The following is a 17,788-nucleotide window of genomic DNA, read 5'->3' as shown; positions in this document are numbered from 1 at the left end:
GAAGGACCACGTACCCGCCCTGACGGGCCCGGCGAAGGACCACGTACCCGCCCTGACGGGCCCGGCGCAGGACCACGCACCCGCCCGCTTCGCTCCCCATGCCCCCTCCCTCCCCCGCGCCTAAGCTGGGACCTGCAGTCGGGCGTGCCGGGTGCTCAGGGAGGCTGTGATGGCCGAGACACCGCGTGATGTATACGCTCCCGGAGGCTCCCGGTACCTGCCGATCGCCGACCACGGGCTCATCGGTGACCTCCGCACCGTCGCCCTGGTGGGCACCAACGGCACCATCGACTGGTACTGCTGCCCGGCGTTCGACTGCCCGAGCGTGTTCGCGTCGATCCTGGACGCGGACAGGGGCGGGTCCTTCGAGCTGACGGCGACGGTGCCCGGCCGGACCAAGCAGTTCTACTTTCCCGACACCAATGTGCTGATCACGCGGTTCTTCACCGAGGACGGCGTCGGGGAGGTACAGGACTTCATGCCCGTCGGCGAGGGATGTGTCGAGACCGAGCGCCACCGGCTGATCCGGCGGGTGCTGTGCGTGCGCGGTTCCATCCCGTTCCGGGTACGGGTCGCCCCGCGGTTCGGGTACGGCGCCGAGCCGCACGTCCTCCGTCTGCTCGGCGACGTGGCCGTCTTCGAGTCCGAAAGCCTGACGCTGGCCCTGACCGCCACCATCCCCCTGGAGGGCGACGACCGCGACGTATGGGCGGACTTCAAGCTCGCCGAGGGAGAGTCCGCCGTGTTCGCGCTGGACCAGCTCGGTGAGTCGCTGCCTCCGCTTATCTGCGCGCACCTGGAGGCGGAGAGGCAGTTTGCCGGCACCGTTGCGTACTGGCGGCACTGGCTGTCCGCCTCCCGCTACCGCGGCCGGTGGCGCGAGATGGTGCACCGCTCCGCCCTCACCCTGAAGCTGCTCACCTACGCTCCGACCGGCGCGATCGTCGCCGCCCCGACCACCAGCCTGCCCGAGCAACTCGGCGGCGAACGCAACTGGGACTACCGCTACGTCTGGGTTCGGGACGCTGCCTTCTGCGTCTACGCGCTGCTCCGGCTGGGCTTCACCGGCGAGGCCGAGGCGTTCATGACCTTCGTGACCCGGCACGTCATTCCCGGCGACGGCGGGCCGTCCGGACCGCTGCAGATCATGTACGGGATCGACGGCCGTACCGACCTGCCCGAGCGCGAACTCGACCATCTGGACGGCCACCAGGGATCCGCACCGGTGCGTGTGGGCAACGCCGCCGCCGGCCAGCTCCAGCTCGACATCTACGGGGCCCTCATCGACTCCATCTACCTCTACGACAAGTGGGCCCAGCCCATCTCCAGCGACCAGTGGGACCAGGTCTGCGCCCTGGTGAACTGGGTCTGCGACCACTGGGACCGGCCCGACGAGGGCATCTGGGAGACCCGCGGCGGCCGTAAGAACTTCCTGTACTCGCGGCTCATGTGCTGGGTGGCGATCGAACGGGCCATCCGGCTCGCCAACCACCGTGGCCTGCCCGCCGAGCTGCCCCGCTGGCGGCAGTGCCGGGACACGATCTACCGGCGGATCATGCAGCGCGGCTGGTCCGACGAACGCCGGGCCTTCGTCCAGCACGAGGACGGCGACGTGCTCGACGCGGCCCTGCTGATGATGCCGCTGGCCAAGTTCATCGCGCCCACCGATCCCAAGTGGCTGTCCACACTGGACACCCTCACCCAGGACCTGGTGTCCGACTCGCTGGTCTACCGCTACGACCCACAGGCGAGCCCCGACGGCCTGCGCGGCGACGAGGGCACGTTCTCCATCTGCTCGTTCTGGTACGTCGAGGCGCTGGTGCGGGCCGGCCGCCTCGACGAGGCGCGGCTGGCCTTCGAGAAGATGCTCACCTATGCCAACCACGTAGGCCTGTACGCCGAGGAGATCAGCCACACCGGTGAGCAGCAGGGCAACTTCCCGCAGGCGTTCACGCACTTCGCGCTGATCAGCGCGGCGTTCATCCTGGACCGGGCCCTGGGCTGAGCCCGCCGTCTTCGAAGCACGGTGGGCTTGTGGAAACGACTGGCCGGCATGGATGGAAGGGAGCCCGGACATGCACCATCGAACGGTCGCGGAGCTCATGACCCGGGCGGTCGTCCGGGCTCGGCGCGACATGCCGTTCAAGGAGATCGTCAAGCTGCTGGCGGAGAACGATGTCACCGCCGTGCCGGTGGTGGACGACCTGGACCGCCCGATGGGCGTGGTGTCGGAGGCCGACCTGCTCCGCAAGTCCGCGGAGCAGGCCGACCCGTCCGGCCTGGCACCCATTCCGCACCTGGAGGCGTGGGAGCGGGCCAAGGCCGAGGTCGCCAGGGCCGAGGAACTCATGTCGGCACCCGCGGTGTGCGCGCGTCCGGAGTGGAACGTGGTCGAGGCGGCTCGCCTCATGGAGGTGCAGAAGGTGAAGAGGCTTCCCGTGGTGGACGAGGCGGACCGGCTCGTGGGCATCGTCAGCCGCGCGGACCTGCTGCGCATCTTCCTGCGACGGGACGAGGCCATCCGCGACGAGATCACGCAGGACGTGCTGGAGGGCACGCTGGGCCCCGCCGCCTCGGAGGTGACCGTCGACGTACGTGAGGGTCAGGTCGCCCTCGGCGGATCCGTCGAGTCCAAGAGCTTGATCCCCATCCTCGAACGATTGTGCAGGAGTGTTGACGGCGTGGTCTCGGTGTCCGAGCACATCGCGTACCGGACCGGCGATTCCCGGCCGTCTCCCACCGGCGCCTAGGAGGCAGTGACCGTGGGGCAAGTCGTCACGGTGGGCCTCGACGGCTCGCCCGAGAGCCTCGCCGCCGCGCACTGGGCCACCGACGAAGCCGAGCGGCGTAACCTCACGCTGTATCTGCTGCACGCCTGGCCGCTGCTGGCGCCCGAACCCACCAGCCTCCCCTGTGAGGTCGATCAGAACTACTGGGCGAAGCGACTGGTGCAAGACGCGCGGGCGAAGCTTTCTCCATGCCATCCGAGCCTCACCGTCGTCGACAGCCTGGTCGCCGACGACGCCCGGCACGCACTGCTCCAAGCGGCATCGGAGTCCGAGATGACCGTGCTCGGTTCACGTGGGCTGGAGCCCGTCGAGAGCTACTTCCTCGGCGACATCAGCATGCCCGTCGTGGCACGGTGCGAGCGACCGGTGGTGCTGGTCCGTGCCGATATCCGGGAAGAGGGCACTCCGCCCGCCCCCTCGGGCCGCGTGATGGTGAAACTGCACGGATCGTGCGACGGACTGCTCGCATTCGCCTTCGCCACCATAGCGGCGAGGAACGTGGCCCTTGTGGCCGTCCACGGCCGAAGCGTGCCCCTGCATGCGCACCTGCCCTGGGGGGTAGACCACGCCGTCACCGAGGAGATCACGCAGGACGGACTGCATCAGCTCAGCCAGGCGCTCCGCCCCTGGCACGAGAGGTTCCAGCGTGTCGAGGTCATCGAGAGCATCGCTCTGGAAAGCCCCGCCAAGGCCGCTGTACGCGCGGGCGAGGGCGCCGGAGTGCCGGTGCTCGGCCGACGGAGGCACCGTCCCGCCCTCGCACCGCACCTGGGCCCCGTGACCCAGGCCGCCATCCATCATGCGCGCTGCGCTGTCGCCGTCGTACCCCATGACTGACCCGGGCCACCACGGAGAGCCGGGGATGTCGGTGCATGCCTCGGACGCCTCGGTGCTGCGGTCGGGTACCGGGGTTCACGCTCCTTCGCTTCCGCGCGCCGAGGTGCGCGAGACCCACACCGCGACCGTGTTCTTCGCCGGTGACCGCGCCTACAAGATCAAGAAACCGGTCGATCTGGGATTCCTGGACTACTCCACCGTGGCGGCTCGCCTGGCCGCGTGTGAGCGCGAAATAGAGCTCAACCGCCGCTTCGCGCCCGACGTCTACCTGGGCCTGGGAGAGATCCGCAGCCCGGACCGGGAGACGTCCGAGCCCATCGTGGTGATGCGCCGTATGCCGGCGGACCGGCGCCTGTCCCTGCTGGTGCGGGAACGTGCGGGGATCGAAGACGTCGTGCGGGCCGTGGCCCGGCAGCTGGCCGCATGCCACGCAGGCGCAGCTCGCAGCCGGGAGGTCGATGAGCAAGGGACCAGGGACGCGCTGTCCTCGCGGTGGGAGGCCGGCTTCGCGCAGGTCCACGCGTTGACGGCCGACGACCGATCCGTGCCCGAGGGCGTGGAGGAGGTCGAACGGCTCGTTCGCCGCTATCTGGCCGGACGCAAGCAGCTGTTCGACAGCCGTATCGAGCAGGGGCGGATCGTGGACGGGCACGGGGACCTGCTCGCCGAGGACGTGTTCTGCCTCGACGACGGGCCCCGCATCCTCGACTGTCTGGAGTTCGACGACCTTCTGCGCTACGTCGACGGCCTCGACGACGCGGCGTTCCTGGCCATGGACCTGGAACAGCTGGGAGCACCGGAGGCCGCGGCGTTCTTCCTCGCCGAGTACAGCGAGTACTCCGGCGATCCGGCACCGCCGTCCCTGTGGCACCACTACGTCGCCTACCGCGCGTTCGTCCGCGCAAAGGTCTCCCTGATCCAGGCACTGCAGGGCGCACCCGGCGCGGAGGCGGCGTCACGTCGGCTGGTCGCGACGGCTCTGCGCCATCTGCGCGCCTCCGCCGTCGGCGTGACGCTCGTGGGCGGGCTGCCGGGTAGCGGCAAGTCCACCCTCTCCGGAGCACTGGCCGATCGCCTGGGTGTCACGCTGCTCAGCAGCGACCGCCTCCGCAAGGAACTGGCAGGCATCCCGGCGGAGCAGTCCGCGGCGGCCGGGTACGGCGAGGGCCTTTACTCGGCCGAATGGACCGCCAGGACCTACGAGGCCCTGCTCGACCGCGCATCGGCCCTGCTTGCCTGCGGCGAGTCGGTGGTGCTGGACGCCACCTGGTCCGACGCGGGACAGCGCGAATCCGCCCTGCGCATGGCCGAGCGGACCAGCGCCGATCTGGTGGCCCTGCACTGCCAGGTGCCCGGCGATGTATCGGCGGCCCGCCTGACCACCCGCGCCCCGGGGGCGTCGGACGCCGACCGCGACGTGGCCACCGCCATGGCGGCCAAGGAGCCGGCGTGGGCGGAGGCTGTCGCGATCGACACCAGTGGCCCTCTGGAATCCGCGGTCGTCCAGGCACTGGCGGTCGTACGCCCGTGGAGCACCGGCCAGCTCCCGATCTTCCGCCGCCCCCGGATGGAGCCGGACTGAGCCGGGTTGCTCACCGCTGGCCGAAGGCGCACTGTTCCGCGGCAGGCTGTTCAACTGTGGGTCGTGGGGTCGGCGTAGCGCAGCAGTACGCCCACGCCCTCGCGCAGCCGCAGCTGCTGCTCGGGCACCACGACCAGTTCGGCCTTCGTGCCGACCAGGGCACGGGTCAGGGCCGCGTCGGCGCGTTCCTCGCGGACGTCCTGGGCGCCGTAGGAGCGCAGTTCCTGTTCGGTGAGGGAGAGTTGTCCCGGTTCCGGACCGACCCACAGTCGCAGCGTCGACTCGGGATGGTTGTTGAGGAACAGGGCCTTGACGCGACCACGCTGCAAGGCCGATACGGCAGCGGAGAGGCCCTCGGCCGACGCTCCGTCGCGTGCCTGCTGTGCGAGGAAAGCGTCCAGCAGGGCCCGGTCGTGCGCCGCCATGCGCCCGCCGAAGAGACCTTCGAGCCGGTGCTCGAGCAGCGCCCGCCCAGGCTGGGACTCACCGGCGCCTTCGACCGTGGTGACCTGGCCTTGCAGGAAGGCGGGGAGTCGGTTGACGAGGATGCCGCGGGCCCAGACGTCTCCGGCGACGACCACCGCTTCGCCGTCGATGCGCCGTGCGTGGCCCTCCAGTTCCCGGCCGATGACCTCGGCGGCGTATAGCCAGTCGGACACGGGGACCTCCTCGTACAGGCGGTACCCCGACATGACCTTGGTCAGGGGCCAGATGCCGGCCTCGGCGTCGATGCGCACGGTGCCGGTGGCGTCCGTGGAGTGGCGGCCGCCGTAGTGGACGTGGACCGCCAGGTACGGGATACCGGGCGCGTGCTGGACGACCATCGGCATGGTGTCCGGCAGCGTTCCGAAGCGTGCCGTGTCCCGTGCGGGAGGGGCGGGCAGCTCATCCATCAGGGCCAGCCGGCCGTGTGCCGTGAACACGGCCTGCCCGTGGGTGCCGGGGACGTCCGTGTCGCAGCCCACCATACGCGCCACCGTGCTGATGGAGTCCTGATCCGCTCCTTCGGACATCAGAGCGTCCCGCAGATGCCGCCAGCGCAGTTCCACGGCGGCGTCGGGATCCTGGATATCGCGAGAAGTGTCCAGGTAGACCGACGCGAAGGGGCCCGGCTGTTTGTACAGAGGTTCCAGAAACGAAAGTCTCATGGTCACTCCCGCGCACGGTGCCGGCGTCTCGGGGCGGGAGGCCGCGCTCTCATGATGCCTGCGGACAGGGTCGTCGCCGTTCACCTCCGCGAGGAGTGCGCTCCGATTACTTCCCATGGTGCACTTCCCCGCCCGACCGGGCGACTCCGCCGCAACCTGCTCAAGTCAGCGGTGCCGGTCGGAAGCCCGGCCTCTTCGATGGCCGCCGTCACTCCGGGACGACCAGCCGGCCCGTCTCCCCAGGCTGGAGCCGCACGGCGCGGTCCGGCAGCCGGATGTCGATGGGAGACCGGTCGGACGACGGTACCGCGATCTCCAGACGGCCCCGTTCCAGCCGCAGCCTCACTCCCCAGTGCCCCTGGTACCGGATGGAGAACCCGTACGACGACAGCTCCGGCAGCGGCACGGGATCGAGCCACAGCGCTCCGGACCGGGTCTCGAGCCCGGTCAGTCCTCGCTGGACGAGGTCCAGGGTGCCCGCCATGGCACCGAGGTGGATGCCCTCCCCGGTGGTGCCGCCCTGCACGTCGGCGATGTCGCCCCGCAGGGTCTCCAGGCAGAACGCCCACGCCTCGGCGCGCCGGGCCCGGGCCAGAACCCAGCCGTGGACCAGGCCGCTGAGTGTGGACCCGTGGCTGGTGCGGGCGAGGTAGTAGTCGACGGTGCGGCGCCAGATCTCGTCGTCGAGCCTGTGGCCCAGGCGCCGGAAGAGGGCCTGGAGCTCGGACGGTGCGAACAGATAGCCCAGCATCAGCACGTCCGCCTGCTTGGACGCCCGGTAGCGGTTGACGGAGTCGCCCTCCGCCTCCAGGATCCGGTCGAGACGCCGGATGTCGCCGTAGCGCTTCCGGTAGCCGTCCCAGTCGAGCTCGGCGAGGTCTCCGTAGCCCTCGAACTGGCTGATGACGTCGTCGTGGAACGGCACGTGGAGCGTGCGGGAGATCTCCTCCCAGCGGTCGAGTTCGCCGCCGTCCAGGCCGGTGCGCTCGACGAGTTCGAGGCGCCGGGGTTCGGGCAGGGCGCGCAGCAGCTCCAGGGTGCGGGTCAGTACCCAGACAGCGGTGACGTTGGTGTACGCGTTGTCGTCCAGGCCGGGCTCGGACGCGCCGGGGTAGGCGTCGTGGTACTCGTCCGGGCCGACCACGCCGCGGACGCGGTGCCGCCCGAGGGTGTTGTCGTAGGTGGCCGAGTCCGCCCAGAACCGGGCGGTCTGCAGAAGCATCTCGGCGCCCTTGGTGTGCAGGAACTCGTCGTCGCCGCTGGCCTCGCAGTACTGCCACACGTTGTACGCGACGGCGGAGCCGACATGCCGCTGGAGCCGGGTGCGGTCCGGCAGCCAGCGCCCGGAGCGAGGGTTGAGGTGCAGCTCCGGGGTCTCCTCGCGTCCGTCGCTGCCGCTCTGCCACGGGTACAGCGCCCCCCGTCGGCCGATCGCGCGGGCGGCGGCCCGGGCGCGGTCCAGGCGGCGGTGGCGGTAGTGGAGCAGCGCACGGGAGACCTCGGGGAAGTGCAGGTTGAGGTACGGCAGCACGAACAGCTCGTCCCAGAAGACGTGCCCGCGGTAGGCCTCTCCGTGCAGGCCCCGCGCGGGCACGCCCACGTCCAGGTCGGCGGTGTGCGGCGAGAGGGTCTGCAGGACGTGGAAGAGGTGCAGCCGCAGCACCCCTCCGGCCTCCCCGGGGATCTCGAGGTCGGCCCGCCGCCACAGCAGGCGCCAGGCGGTGCGATGGCTTTCCAGCAGCGCTTCGAAGCCGGGGGCCTGGCGGACACGGTCGATCACGGCCTGGAGTGGGTCGCTGATCGCCGGGTCGCGGGAGGTGTGCAGGGCGACGGTCTTGTCGACGGTGACGGTCAGGTCGGGCGCCAGATCGAGACGCAGGCTCTGGACGACGCGGGGGAACGGATGCCCCGTGACGACGGGCACGTCGGCGGTCAGCCTGCCGGCCAGGCCGATCCGGATGTCGGAGGTGCGCGTACGACAGCGCAGCCAGACCGTGTCCGCGGCGTCGGTACCGGTGTGCACATGGGTGAGGTGGCGGCCGTCCAGGTCCCGGTACCGCGCCACGCCGGCATTGGTGACACCGCCGTCCAGTGCGGCCTCGACCTCCAGTGCGACGGCGCACCCCTCGGCCGTGAACTCGGTACGCAGGGCCGCGACATGGGGGTCGGCCATATGCACCAGGCGCTGCTGGCGCACCGACAGCGCGCGCCCGTCGCCGAGCCCGTACCGGGTGCGACGTTCCAGCAGGCCCGTGGACAGGTGCAGGACCTGACCGTGGTCGAGCACGGTCCCCGTGTCCGGGGTGAGCCACGGCTGCCCGGGGAGGCGGAAGCGCAGCGGCAGCCAGTTGGGAAGGTTGACCATGTCCTCGTTCTCGACCCGGCGGCCCGCCACGAGTGAGGTGAGCCTGTTGTAGCAGCCGGCCACGTAGGTGCCGGGGTAGTGCACCTCGTCCGCGGGGCACTCGGGAAGGGCTCCGCGCGTGGCGAAGTAGCCGTTGCCCAGCGTGCACAGGGACTCCCGCAGGCGTTCCTCGACGGGCTCGTAGCCCTCGTACTGCCAGGTCCAGCCCGTCACTGCGGCGCTCCTCCCACGAGCGGTCCTCCGGGGCGTACGACGACGTCGGCACCGGCACCAGTCTCGCGCCGGATCCCGGGCCGCCGCGCGATCCACGCCGACGGACGAGGGCGAGCCGGGTGTCTGGCAGTACCATCGGCTGGCCCCGCCCTCGTTCCTCAGCAGCCACGACGGCATCGGGAAAGGGCGTTCGGTGACGCCTGGCGGGGGCCTGTCCATCCGCCTGCAAGGCCGCAGGGTTCAGTCCCTGAGGACGCACCGTGTTCGCAGGCCGCCGAGAGGTTGCTTGTAAGGCCGATCGGCCCCCGCGCCGGGACATCCAGCACCTGTCACGCGGCCCGCCCGCGTCCGACGCTGGGAAGGCACCTGCCCATGGAGCCGAGGAGCCGCGTCATGGCACGTTATGTGTACGACTTCTCGGAGGGGGACCGTGGCAAGGCGGACCTGCTCGGCGGCAAGGGTGCGAACCTCGCGGAGATGGTCCGACTGGGCCTGCCGGTGCCACCGGGATTCGTCATCACCACGGACGCCTGCCGAACCTTTCTGTCCACCGGCACCGAGCCGGACGGTATGTCCGAGGAGGTCTCCCGCCATCTGGCGACCGTGGAGGCCGCCGCCGGGCGCCTGCTGGGGCAGCCCGACGACCCGCTCCTGCTGTCCGTACGCTCAGGTGCGCGCTTCTCGATGCCCGGCATGATGGAGACAGTCCTCGACATCGGCCTGAACGACAACTCCGTCCTGGGTCTGGCCAAGACGTCCGGGAGTGAACGCTTCGCCTGGGACTCGTACCGCCGACTTGTACAAATGTTCGGCAGTACGGTCATGGGTGTCGACACCGCTTTCTTCGAGGAGGCCATGACGCTCCTCAAGAAAGCGCGCAACGCCCCGGACGATCTGCGTCTGGACGCGAGCGATCTCGCCTCGCTCGTGAACAACTACAAGAGCCTGATCCGGCAGGAGACCGGAGAGCCCTTCCCGCAATCCCCCGCCGAACAGCTGCGCCGGGCGATCCTCGCGGTCTTCCGGTCCTGGAACGCCGGACGCGCCCGCCTGTACAGGCGGCGTGAACACATCCCCGACGACCTGGGCACCGCGGTCACCGTGCAGCGCATGGTCTTCGGCAATCTGGGCGCCGACTCCGGGAGCGGGGTCGCCTTCACCCGCGACCCGGCCACCGGACGGCAGGGCCTGTACGGCGACTACCTGCCCAACGCACAGGGTGAGGACGTCGTCTCCGGCGTCCGGAACCCCGTGCCCCTGGCCGACCTGGAGGGCCTGGACCCGCCCTCGTTCGCGCAGCTGCGCGACCACATGCGGACCCTGGAGAGGCACTACCGCGATCTGTGCGACATCGAGTTCACCATCGAGCGCGGCACCCTGTGGATGCTGCAGACCCGGGTGGGCAAGCGCACCGCCGAGGCGGCGTTCGCCATCGCCGCCGAACTGGTCGACGGGGGCCTCATCACCCCCGGCGAGGGCCTGGCGCGGGTGAACGGGGACGGGCTCGCGCAGTTGATGTTCCCGCGCTTCGACACCTCCGCGACCGGCGAGGCGCTCGCGCATGGGATCCCGGCCTCGCCGGGCGCCGCCGTCGGCGCGGCGGTCTTCGGCTCCGTGGAGGCCGGCCGACGTGCTGCGGCGGGCGAGAGCGTCGTCCTCGTACGCCAGGAGACGACCCCGGAAGACCTGCCCGGCATGGTCGCCGCCCAGGCCGTGCTGACCAGCCGGGGCGGCAAGACGAGTCATGCGGCCGTTGTCGCCCGTGGCATGGGCAGGGTCTGCGTGTGCGGTGCCGAGAAACTCTCCGTGGACACCGAGAGCCGACGCTTCACCACCGGCGACGGCACCGTGGTCGAGGAGGGAACGGTGATCTCGGTGGACGGCTCCACCGGCGCCGTCTACTCCGGCGCGGCCCCGCTGATCGACTCGGCGGTCATGCGGTACCTGGAGACCGGTGAGCGATCGGCCGGGGTGGTCGACGCGGTGGCCCGCGCCCTGCGGCAGGCCGACGCCGTACGGAGGTTGGAGGTGCGGGCCAACGCGGATACACCCGAGGACGCTGCCCGTGCCCGCCGCTTCGGGGCGCAGGGCATCGGGCTGTGCCGCACCGAACACATGTTCCTCGGTGAGCGCCGGAAGCTGGTCGAGGAGATGATCCTGGCCCGCACGGGCGACGAGCGGGCCCACGCGCTGGAGGCGCTGCTGCCCCTCCAGCGACGGGACTTCACCGGCATTCTGGAGGCGATGGACGGCCTGCCCGTCACCATCCGCCTGCTGGACCCGCCGCTGCACGAGTTCCTGCCCGACCGCACCGAGCTGGCCGTCCGCATCGCCTCCGCCGAAGTCGCCGGCAACGAGCCGGACCCACACGATGCGGAAGTACTCGACGCGGTGAACCGCATGCACGAGGAGAATCCGATGCTCGGCCTGCGCGGTGTGCGCCTCGGCCTGGTGGTCCCGGGTCTGGTCGCGATGCAGGTACGAGCCGTCGCCGAGGCGATCGTGGAACGCACAAGGGCGGGCGGGACTCCGAAAGCGGAGATCATGGTGCCGTTGGTCGGCGCCGTGGAGGAACTCCGGCTCGCCCGCGAGGAGGTGGAGCATGTGCTGGCCGACGTCTCCAAGGAATACGGCCTCCCCGTGCGGTGCCCCGTCGGCACCATGATCGAGTTGCCCCGGGCGGCCCTCACGGCCGGCCGGATCGCCGAAGAGGCGGAGTTCTTCTCCTTCGGCACGAACGACCTGACCCAGACCACATGGGGTTTCTCCCGCGACGATGTGGAGGCGGCGTTCTTCTCCGCCTATCTCGACAGGGGAGTCTTCGCCACGTCCCCGTTCGAGAGGATCGACCGTGAGGGCGTGGGCCGACTGGTCCGGATTGCGGTGACCGAGGGCCGTGCGGCACGTCCCGGCCTGAAGATCGGAGTCTGCGGTGAACACGGCGGCGATCCCGAGTCCGTGCACTTCTTCGACGCCGCCGGACTGGACTATGTCTCCTGCTCGCCGTTCCGCGTCCCGGTGGCCCGCCTGGAGGCCGGCCGGGCAGCGTTGTCGGGGATCGAGGCCGGGGACAGCCGGTGAGCGGCACCCCGGGCCCCCACCGGGCTACGGGGAGCGGTCGGTCTCGTCACACGGTGATCCGGCGCCCGGTGATACCGAGCGGCTCGATGCGGATCCACAACTCGCGCTGTCCGCCCGCCCAGGGCGTGCTGTACGCCTGTTCCTCCAGCCGGCGTACGGTCTCGGGATCCGTCACGGCTTGGGCGTGGCCGCTCACCAGGACGCTCCAGCCCTGGCTCAGGGCTTCGTCGAGATGGTCGACCTCGAAGGCCACTTGAGCGCCCGCGGCCTGCGCGGGTACCGCGTGGGGGCGCGTCCTGAAGACCAGCGTCCCCTGGACGACACTGTAGTTCACGGGGACGATCACCGGTCCCGAGGCGGTGTGCATCGCGAGTCTTCCCACACCGTGCGTCGAGAGCAGGTCGCGGCATTCCTGCGCGGTCAGTTCCGTGAACTTCGGGCGTCGGCCCGCCTGCCCGAGGCCGGGTGGAAGATCGACGTCGCCGCCGGAGAGGTCCCGGACGGTGGTCCCGAGTGCCCCGGCCAGCCTGAGGAGGGAGGCCGCGCCGGGCGCGGCGGTGGGCTGCTCCTCCAGGTACTGGAGGTAGCTGGAAGCCATACCGGCCCGTTCGGCCGCGTCCTCTCGGGTCAGGCCGAGTTCCTCTCGGCGCAGGGCGATGCGGCGGCCGAGGTCGCCCGTAGGACGCTCTCCCCCGGTGTTCGATGCGGCCTGTGCGGCCATGGCCCGTCACCTCCGCTCATGATGGTCTGCGCAGCCGGTCATCGGCGATGCCGTACGGTGGCCGCTCGCCGGCCGGCAGGCGGGAGTCGTCGAAACGGCAGGTGAGCTGGTCGATCACCGTGACCACGCCGTCGATCTGCCTGGTCATGGAGACGGCGATCTCCGTCTCGCTCTTTCGTTCCAGCCGGCCGGTGAGGGTGACCACGCCTTCAGCCACGAAGACATCGATGGTCCTGGGCGGCAGCCTAAGCGTACGGGTCAGCACTTCCTCGATCACCTCGCCACGGATCTCCGTGTCGGGCCGCAGAAAGACCTGGAGCAGGTCCCGGCGGGTGACGATGCCGACGAGCCGCTCCTCCTCATCCAGTACAGGCAGCCGCTCCACATGCCGCTGCACCATGGTCCGTGCGGCTTCGGCGATGGTCTCCTCGGCGTGCACGGTGACGGGCGGCGCGGTCATCACCTGACCGGCGGTGAAGGCCCTGGACTTCGCAGCCTGTCGCCGTGCACTGGACGTCAGCCCGGCGAGCCGGAAGCGGGGCCTGGGCTCGTGCGCGTCCAGGGCTTCCGACTGCCTGGTCACCAGGTCCGTCTCGGAGATGACGCCGATGACCTTGTCGTCGTCGTCCACGACGGGCAGTCCGCTGATCCGGCGGTCCGAAAGGAGCCGCGCGACCTCCTTGAATGGAGTGCGGTACTCGGCGCGGACGACATCCATGGTCATCACGGAGCCGACCTTGTTGTGTTTCATGTCCGTTCCCTCCTCAGCGGAGTCGGCGCAGATACGGGTCCTGGTGCCTGCGGGGAAGCAGGCGTACGCGTGCGTCGAGCACGGTGACCCCGGTCGGCGCGGCAAGGACGGGGTTGAAGTCGGCCTCCGCGAGCTGCGGCAGATCGCTCGCCATGCCGGATACACGCAGGAGCAGTTGCTCCAGAGCTTCCAGGTCGACGGGTCCGCCCCCGTGCACACCGAACAGGAGCCGAGCGCAGCGGGGTGCCGTGATCAGGTCGTGGACGTCCTGGTCGGTGAGCGGGGCGAGGCGGGCAGCGTGGTCGGCGAGCACCTCGGTCGCGGTGCCGCCGAGACCGAAGAGGACGAGAGGGCCGAACACCTCGTCCTGGACGACACCGGCGAACAGCTCGATGCCGCGAGCCGCGAGCGGTTGGACGACCACACCGGTCATCCGGCCCGCGAACCGTGTTTCGAAGTCCCGGAAGGCGGCGCGTACTTGCTCGTCACCCTGGAGATCGAGGTGGACGGCATGCTGCTCGCTCTTGTGCAGCAGGCCCGGGCAGTGGGCCTTCATGACGATCCGGCCGTCGGGTCCGCGCAGCCGCTTCGCGGCGATCACGGCGTCGTCCTCCGTCTCGGCCCAGGCCCAGGTAAGTTGGGGGATGCCGTAGCAGGCCAGCAGCTCGGCGCAGGTGCGCGGTTCGAGCCAGCCTCCGTCCGCACGGGTCTCGAGGTAGGCGTCGGCGATCTCGTGGGCATGCGGGGTGTCGATTCCGGCGAGGGCCGGGACGGTCCCCATGGGCCGGGCGAGCCAGGCCGCTCGGCGGGCGGCGTGGGCCAGGGCCCGTGCCGCCCCCTGGGGGTCGGCGTACGAAGGAACGGGTCCGCCGACGGTGGCGGGCAGCAGCTTCACCGGCAGGTCCTGTTCGAGGCGTACCGCGACGACCGGTCGCCCCCGGTGTCCAGTGCCACCGGTGAGGGCGCGGGTCAGGTCCTCGCCGGTCGCCGCGGCGACCGCCGTGGGTACGAGTGCCACCAGCACGGCGTCGATGTCCGGGAATCGCAGGATCCGGCCCAAGCAGGCCCGAAGCTGGTCTTCGGAGACGGCGGCGGTGGTGTCGACGGGGTTCCCCGCCGCGGCACCGTGGGGCAGCACGGCAAGCAGGTCGTCGATGGCCTCGGGGGTGAGCGCCGGCAGGGCAAGCCCGGCCTCGACGCAGGCGTCGGCCGCCAGGACCCCGACACCGCCCGCATTGGCGACGATCACGACGCGCGTCCCGGCGGGGAGCGGCCGGGAGTGCAGGAAGGCCGCGGTCTCGAGGAGTTCGCCAACGGATCGCGTGGCGGTGATGCCGGCCTGGGTGAACAGCGCCTGCCGGGTCATGGTACGGGTGGCGGCCGCCGCGGTGTGCGAGGCGGCGGCGCGGCGGCCCGCGTCGGTGCGGCCCGCGTCGACGGTCAGAACAGGCATGCGACGGGTGACGCGCCGGGCGGTGCGGGAGAACGCCCGCGGGTTGCCGAAGGACTCCAGGTGCAGCAGGGCCAGGTCGGTGCGGCCGTCGCTCTCCCACCACTGGAGCATGTCGTTGCCGCTGACGTCGTATTTGTCACCGAGGGATGCGAACGACGAGACGCCGATGCCCAGCCGGGACAGACCGTCGAGCAGCGCGATCCCCACGCCGCCGGACTGCACGGCCACGCCTGCGGTGCCGACGCGTGGGTGGTCGGCAGCGAAGGTGGCATCCATGCGCAGCTCGGGATCGGTGTTGGAGATGCCGAGGCAGTTGGGGCCCACGAGGCGCATGCCGTACGTACGGCATGCGGTCATCAGGCTCTGGGCCTGGGGGCGGTCGAGGCCGGCGGTGACGACAACGAGTGCCCTGACGCCCGCCTTGCCGCACTCCTCGGCGGTGGCCGGGACGGCGGCGGCGGGCACAGCCACGACCACGAGGTCGGGGGGCTGGGGCAATGCGGGGACCGAGGAGTACGAGGGCACGCCCAGGATCGAGGTGATCTTCGGGTTCACCGCGTAGAGGCGTCGTGTGAAGCCGCCCGCGTGCAGGTGGTGCAGGATGGCCCTCCCCACCGATCCCGGTTTGCGGCCCGCGCCGACGACGGCGACCGCGTGCGGCCTCAGCAGTGGCTCCAGGCTGGCGACGTCGGCGGCCTTGCCTCGTGCCTCCACGGCCGAGAGGTAGGTGTCGTCCTCGTCGAGTGCGATGGTGCAGTGGACCTCGGGCCCCTCGAAGTGGCGCCTGGTGCACAGGCCGAGGTCGGCGAAGAGCCGGAGCATGTCGCGGTTCTCGCTGAGCGCGTCGGCCTCGAACGTGGTGATGCCCTCCGTGCGTGCCGACGAGACAAGATGCTCGATGAGCAGGGTGCCGACACCGCGGTGGTGCAGTCCGTCGGCGACCGCGATGGAGACCTCGGCCGTGTCCTTGTCGTCCCCTGTGTCGTAGTCGGCCAGGCCCAGCACCCGGCCCTGGGCCTCGGCCAGCAGTGCCCGGTAGCCGGGACGTGCCGGGGCGCACGCACGGTCGGCGGCCATGGCGGCGGAACTCGGGCTCACAGCGAAGAACCGCAGCCGAAGGTTTTCCGGTGACATCTCGGCGTAGAACTCCCGCAACCGCTTGTGATCGCCCGGTTGCACGGGCCGGATGCACACGGTGGTACCGTCCGCGAGCAGAGCGTGGACCGGGGGGCAGCTGAGCGTGTCGTCCGTCATCGCGTGTCGCCTCCGAGCCCTCTCGACTCTTTCGAGCATCCGACTGCCGTGACGGTGATCACATGGGCTGTCCGGGACGGGACGGGGGGCCGGTCGGCCCTGAAATCGGATGGCGGTCGCGCGCGGGGTCCTCAGAAGCACGGTGCGGGATCCCCTGCCTTGAACAGGAAGTGGGGCGCGCGGCCAGGAGGTTCTTGTCGCAGCAGCGGTGGGCGGGCGGCAGAGCCGACGGGGAAGTAGTGGCGACGCATGCGGCGACGCACGCGCTGATCGGGGCGGTGCCGACCGGCACGGAACTCGGCAAGGGGGTCTGTCCGTCGGAGAAAAGGGGCTGATCACCGGGGGCCGAACCGTCACCCATGCCCCTGCCCTGCACGCACGGGAACACGCCACACCAGCCGCGTGCCGCCGCCCCCACGGTGTCCCCCGACGGTCAGCGTGCCGCCCAGCGCGAGCGCCCGTTCTTCCATGTTCTTCAGCCCACTACGCACGGCACCCTCAGGAATCCCGCAGCCGTCGTCGGTGACCATGAGTGTCACCTCCCCCAGCTCGCAACGCAGACAGACATCCGCGGAGCGTGCCCAGGCGTGTCGGGCCGTGTTGCTCAGGGCCTCGCCGAGGACGGCGATCACCTGGTCGGCGACGTCGTCGGGGACATCGGTGTCCACGAGTCCCTCGATGCGCAGCGCGGGCGTGAAGCCCAGGGAGGCGGCCGACGCCATGACCGTCTCGGACACTCGTCTGCGCAGGCCGGCTCCCTCCTTCGCCGCACCACCGGGTATCCGCAGCCCGAAGATGGTCGACCGAATGATCTTGATCGTCTCGTCGAGGTCGTCGACGGTCCGCGACAGCCGTTCGGCGGCCTCGGGGTGGTCGACGAAGCGCTGGGTGCTCTGCAGCGTCATACCGGCCGCGAACAGCCGCTGGATGGCGAGGTCGTGCAGATCGCGGGCGATCCGCTCGTGGTCCTGCAGCAGCGCGATATGTTCCGCTTCCCGACGGCGCTCGGCCAGCTCCAGCGCGAGCGCGGCCTGCCCCGCGAACCCGAGCAGCGGACCGGCGTCGGTGTCCGTGAACGGGGTGCGGCCCGCCGTGCGCCCGAGCAGCAGCACCCCGAGGGATTTGCCGCCCGCGCCCAGCGGCACACCGATCACAGGCCCGAGCCCGGCCCACAATCCCGAGTCCCGGTTGATCCTCACGTCCTTCTGGATGTCGGCGCTGACCACCGGCGCCGCAGCACTCAGAACCGCTTTCACGAAACCGTCCTGCCCGCACGCCACGAGGCCGCGCCGCCGCTCCGCCCCGAGGCCGACCGCGAGCGGCGGCCGTAGCACGTCCTCCCCGGACACCCGCTCGGCGATCATCCCCACATCGGCCGAGACGATGTGCTGAGCCTGCTCGACCATCAGCTCCAGCACGTCCTCACCCGGAGCACCGGACAGCAGCGCATTGGTCACCTGGGAGCTGACCTTCAACCAGCGCTCGCGCAGCCGCGTCTTCTCGTAGAGCCGGGCGTTCTCGACGGCGACGCCCGCGGCCACCGCCAGGGTGGACAGCACCGCCTCGTCCTCGGCGTCGAACTCCGCGGCGCCGC

General features: G+C 70.8%; 11 protein-coding genes. 5 read left to right on the top strand and 6 right to left on the bottom strand.

What is annotated here, in order from left to right; translation table 11 throughout:
* Nucleotides 1-169 precede the first annotated feature (169 nt).
* The 4 genes from ABZ876_RS31465 (at nucleotide 170) to ABZ876_RS31450 (ending at nucleotide 5,208) form a co-directional block, all read left to right on the top strand.
* The gene (locus tag ABZ876_RS31465; protein WP_361788330.1) at nucleotides 170-2,005 is read left to right on the top strand and encodes a glycoside hydrolase family 15 protein; all 1,836 of its coding nucleotides are present in this window, start codon (nucleotides 170-172) and stop codon (nucleotides 2,003-2,005) included.
* Nucleotides 2,006-2,075: 70 nt separating this feature from the next.
* A complete protein-coding gene (locus ABZ876_RS31460; protein ID WP_361788328.1) occupies nucleotides 2,076-2,750 on the top strand; it encodes a CBS domain-containing protein in 675 nt (224 codons plus the stop codon).
* Between the two features lie 12 nt (nucleotides 2,751-2,762).
* A complete protein-coding gene (locus ABZ876_RS31455; protein ID WP_361788460.1) occupies nucleotides 2,763-3,626 on the top strand; it encodes a universal stress protein in 864 nt (287 codons plus the stop codon).
* A 103-nt stretch (nucleotides 3,627-3,729) separates the two neighbouring features.
* Nucleotides 3,730-5,208, top strand: coding sequence for an AAA family ATPase (locus ABZ876_RS31450; RefSeq protein WP_361788458.1), 1,479 nt, complete (start codon nucleotides 3,730-3,732; stop codon nucleotides 5,206-5,208).
* Between the two features lie 50 nt (nucleotides 5,209-5,258).
* Here the strand turns inward: ABZ876_RS31450 and ABZ876_RS31445 are convergent, their stop codons facing one another.
* Nucleotides 5,259-6,356, bottom strand: coding sequence for a hypothetical protein (locus tag ABZ876_RS31445; protein WP_361788326.1), 1,098 nt, complete (start codon nucleotides 6,354-6,356; stop codon nucleotides 5,259-5,261).
* Nucleotides 6,357-6,564: 208 nt separating this feature from the next.
* A complete protein-coding gene (locus ABZ876_RS31440) occupies nucleotides 6,565-8,934 on the bottom strand; it encodes a glycosyl hydrolase family 65 protein (RefSeq protein ID WP_361788324.1) in 2,370 nt (789 codons plus the stop codon).
* Nucleotides 8,935-9,327: 393 nt separating this feature from the next.
* Here ABZ876_RS31440 and ppdK point away from each other — a divergent pair, with 393 nt between their 5' ends.
* Nucleotides 9,328-12,015, top strand: a complete 2,688-nt coding sequence (gene ppdK, locus ABZ876_RS31435; RefSeq protein ID WP_361788322.1) for a pyruvate, phosphate dikinase — start codon at nucleotides 9,328-9,330, stop codon at nucleotides 12,013-12,015.
* A 46-nt stretch (nucleotides 12,016-12,061) separates the two neighbouring features.
* Here ppdK and ABZ876_RS31430 read toward each other — a convergent pair whose 3' ends face one another.
* From ABZ876_RS31430 to ABZ876_RS31415, 4 genes are all read right to left on the bottom strand, one after another.
* Complete coding sequence (locus tag ABZ876_RS31430; RefSeq protein WP_361788321.1) at nucleotides 12,062-12,736, bottom strand: pyridoxamine 5'-phosphate oxidase family protein; 675 nt, start codon at nucleotides 12,734-12,736, stop codon at nucleotides 12,062-12,064.
* Between the two features lie 16 nt (nucleotides 12,737-12,752).
* Entirely contained in the window at nucleotides 12,753-13,487 is a 735-nt protein-coding gene (locus ABZ876_RS31425) for a CBS domain-containing protein (RefSeq protein ID WP_361788319.1), read from the bottom strand.
* Nucleotides 13,488-13,500: 13 nt separating this feature from the next.
* Entirely contained in the window at nucleotides 13,501-16,194 is a 2,694-nt protein-coding gene (locus ABZ876_RS31420; RefSeq protein ID WP_361788317.1) for a GNAT family N-acetyltransferase, read from the bottom strand.
* Nucleotides 16,195-16,547: 353 nt separating this feature from the next.
* On the bottom strand, nucleotides 16,548-17,788 hold a 1,241-nt coding region (locus ABZ876_RS31415), incomplete at its 5' end, for a GAF domain-containing protein (protein ID WP_361788315.1).

The organism is Streptomyces sp. NPDC046931 (assembly GCF_040644655.1).
Lineage (GTDB): Bacteria > Actinomycetota > Actinomycetes > Streptomycetales > Streptomycetaceae > Streptomyces.
The sequence above is the reverse complement of the archived record's forward strand: the minus strand, read 5'-3'. Positions and strand labels throughout refer to the sequence as shown.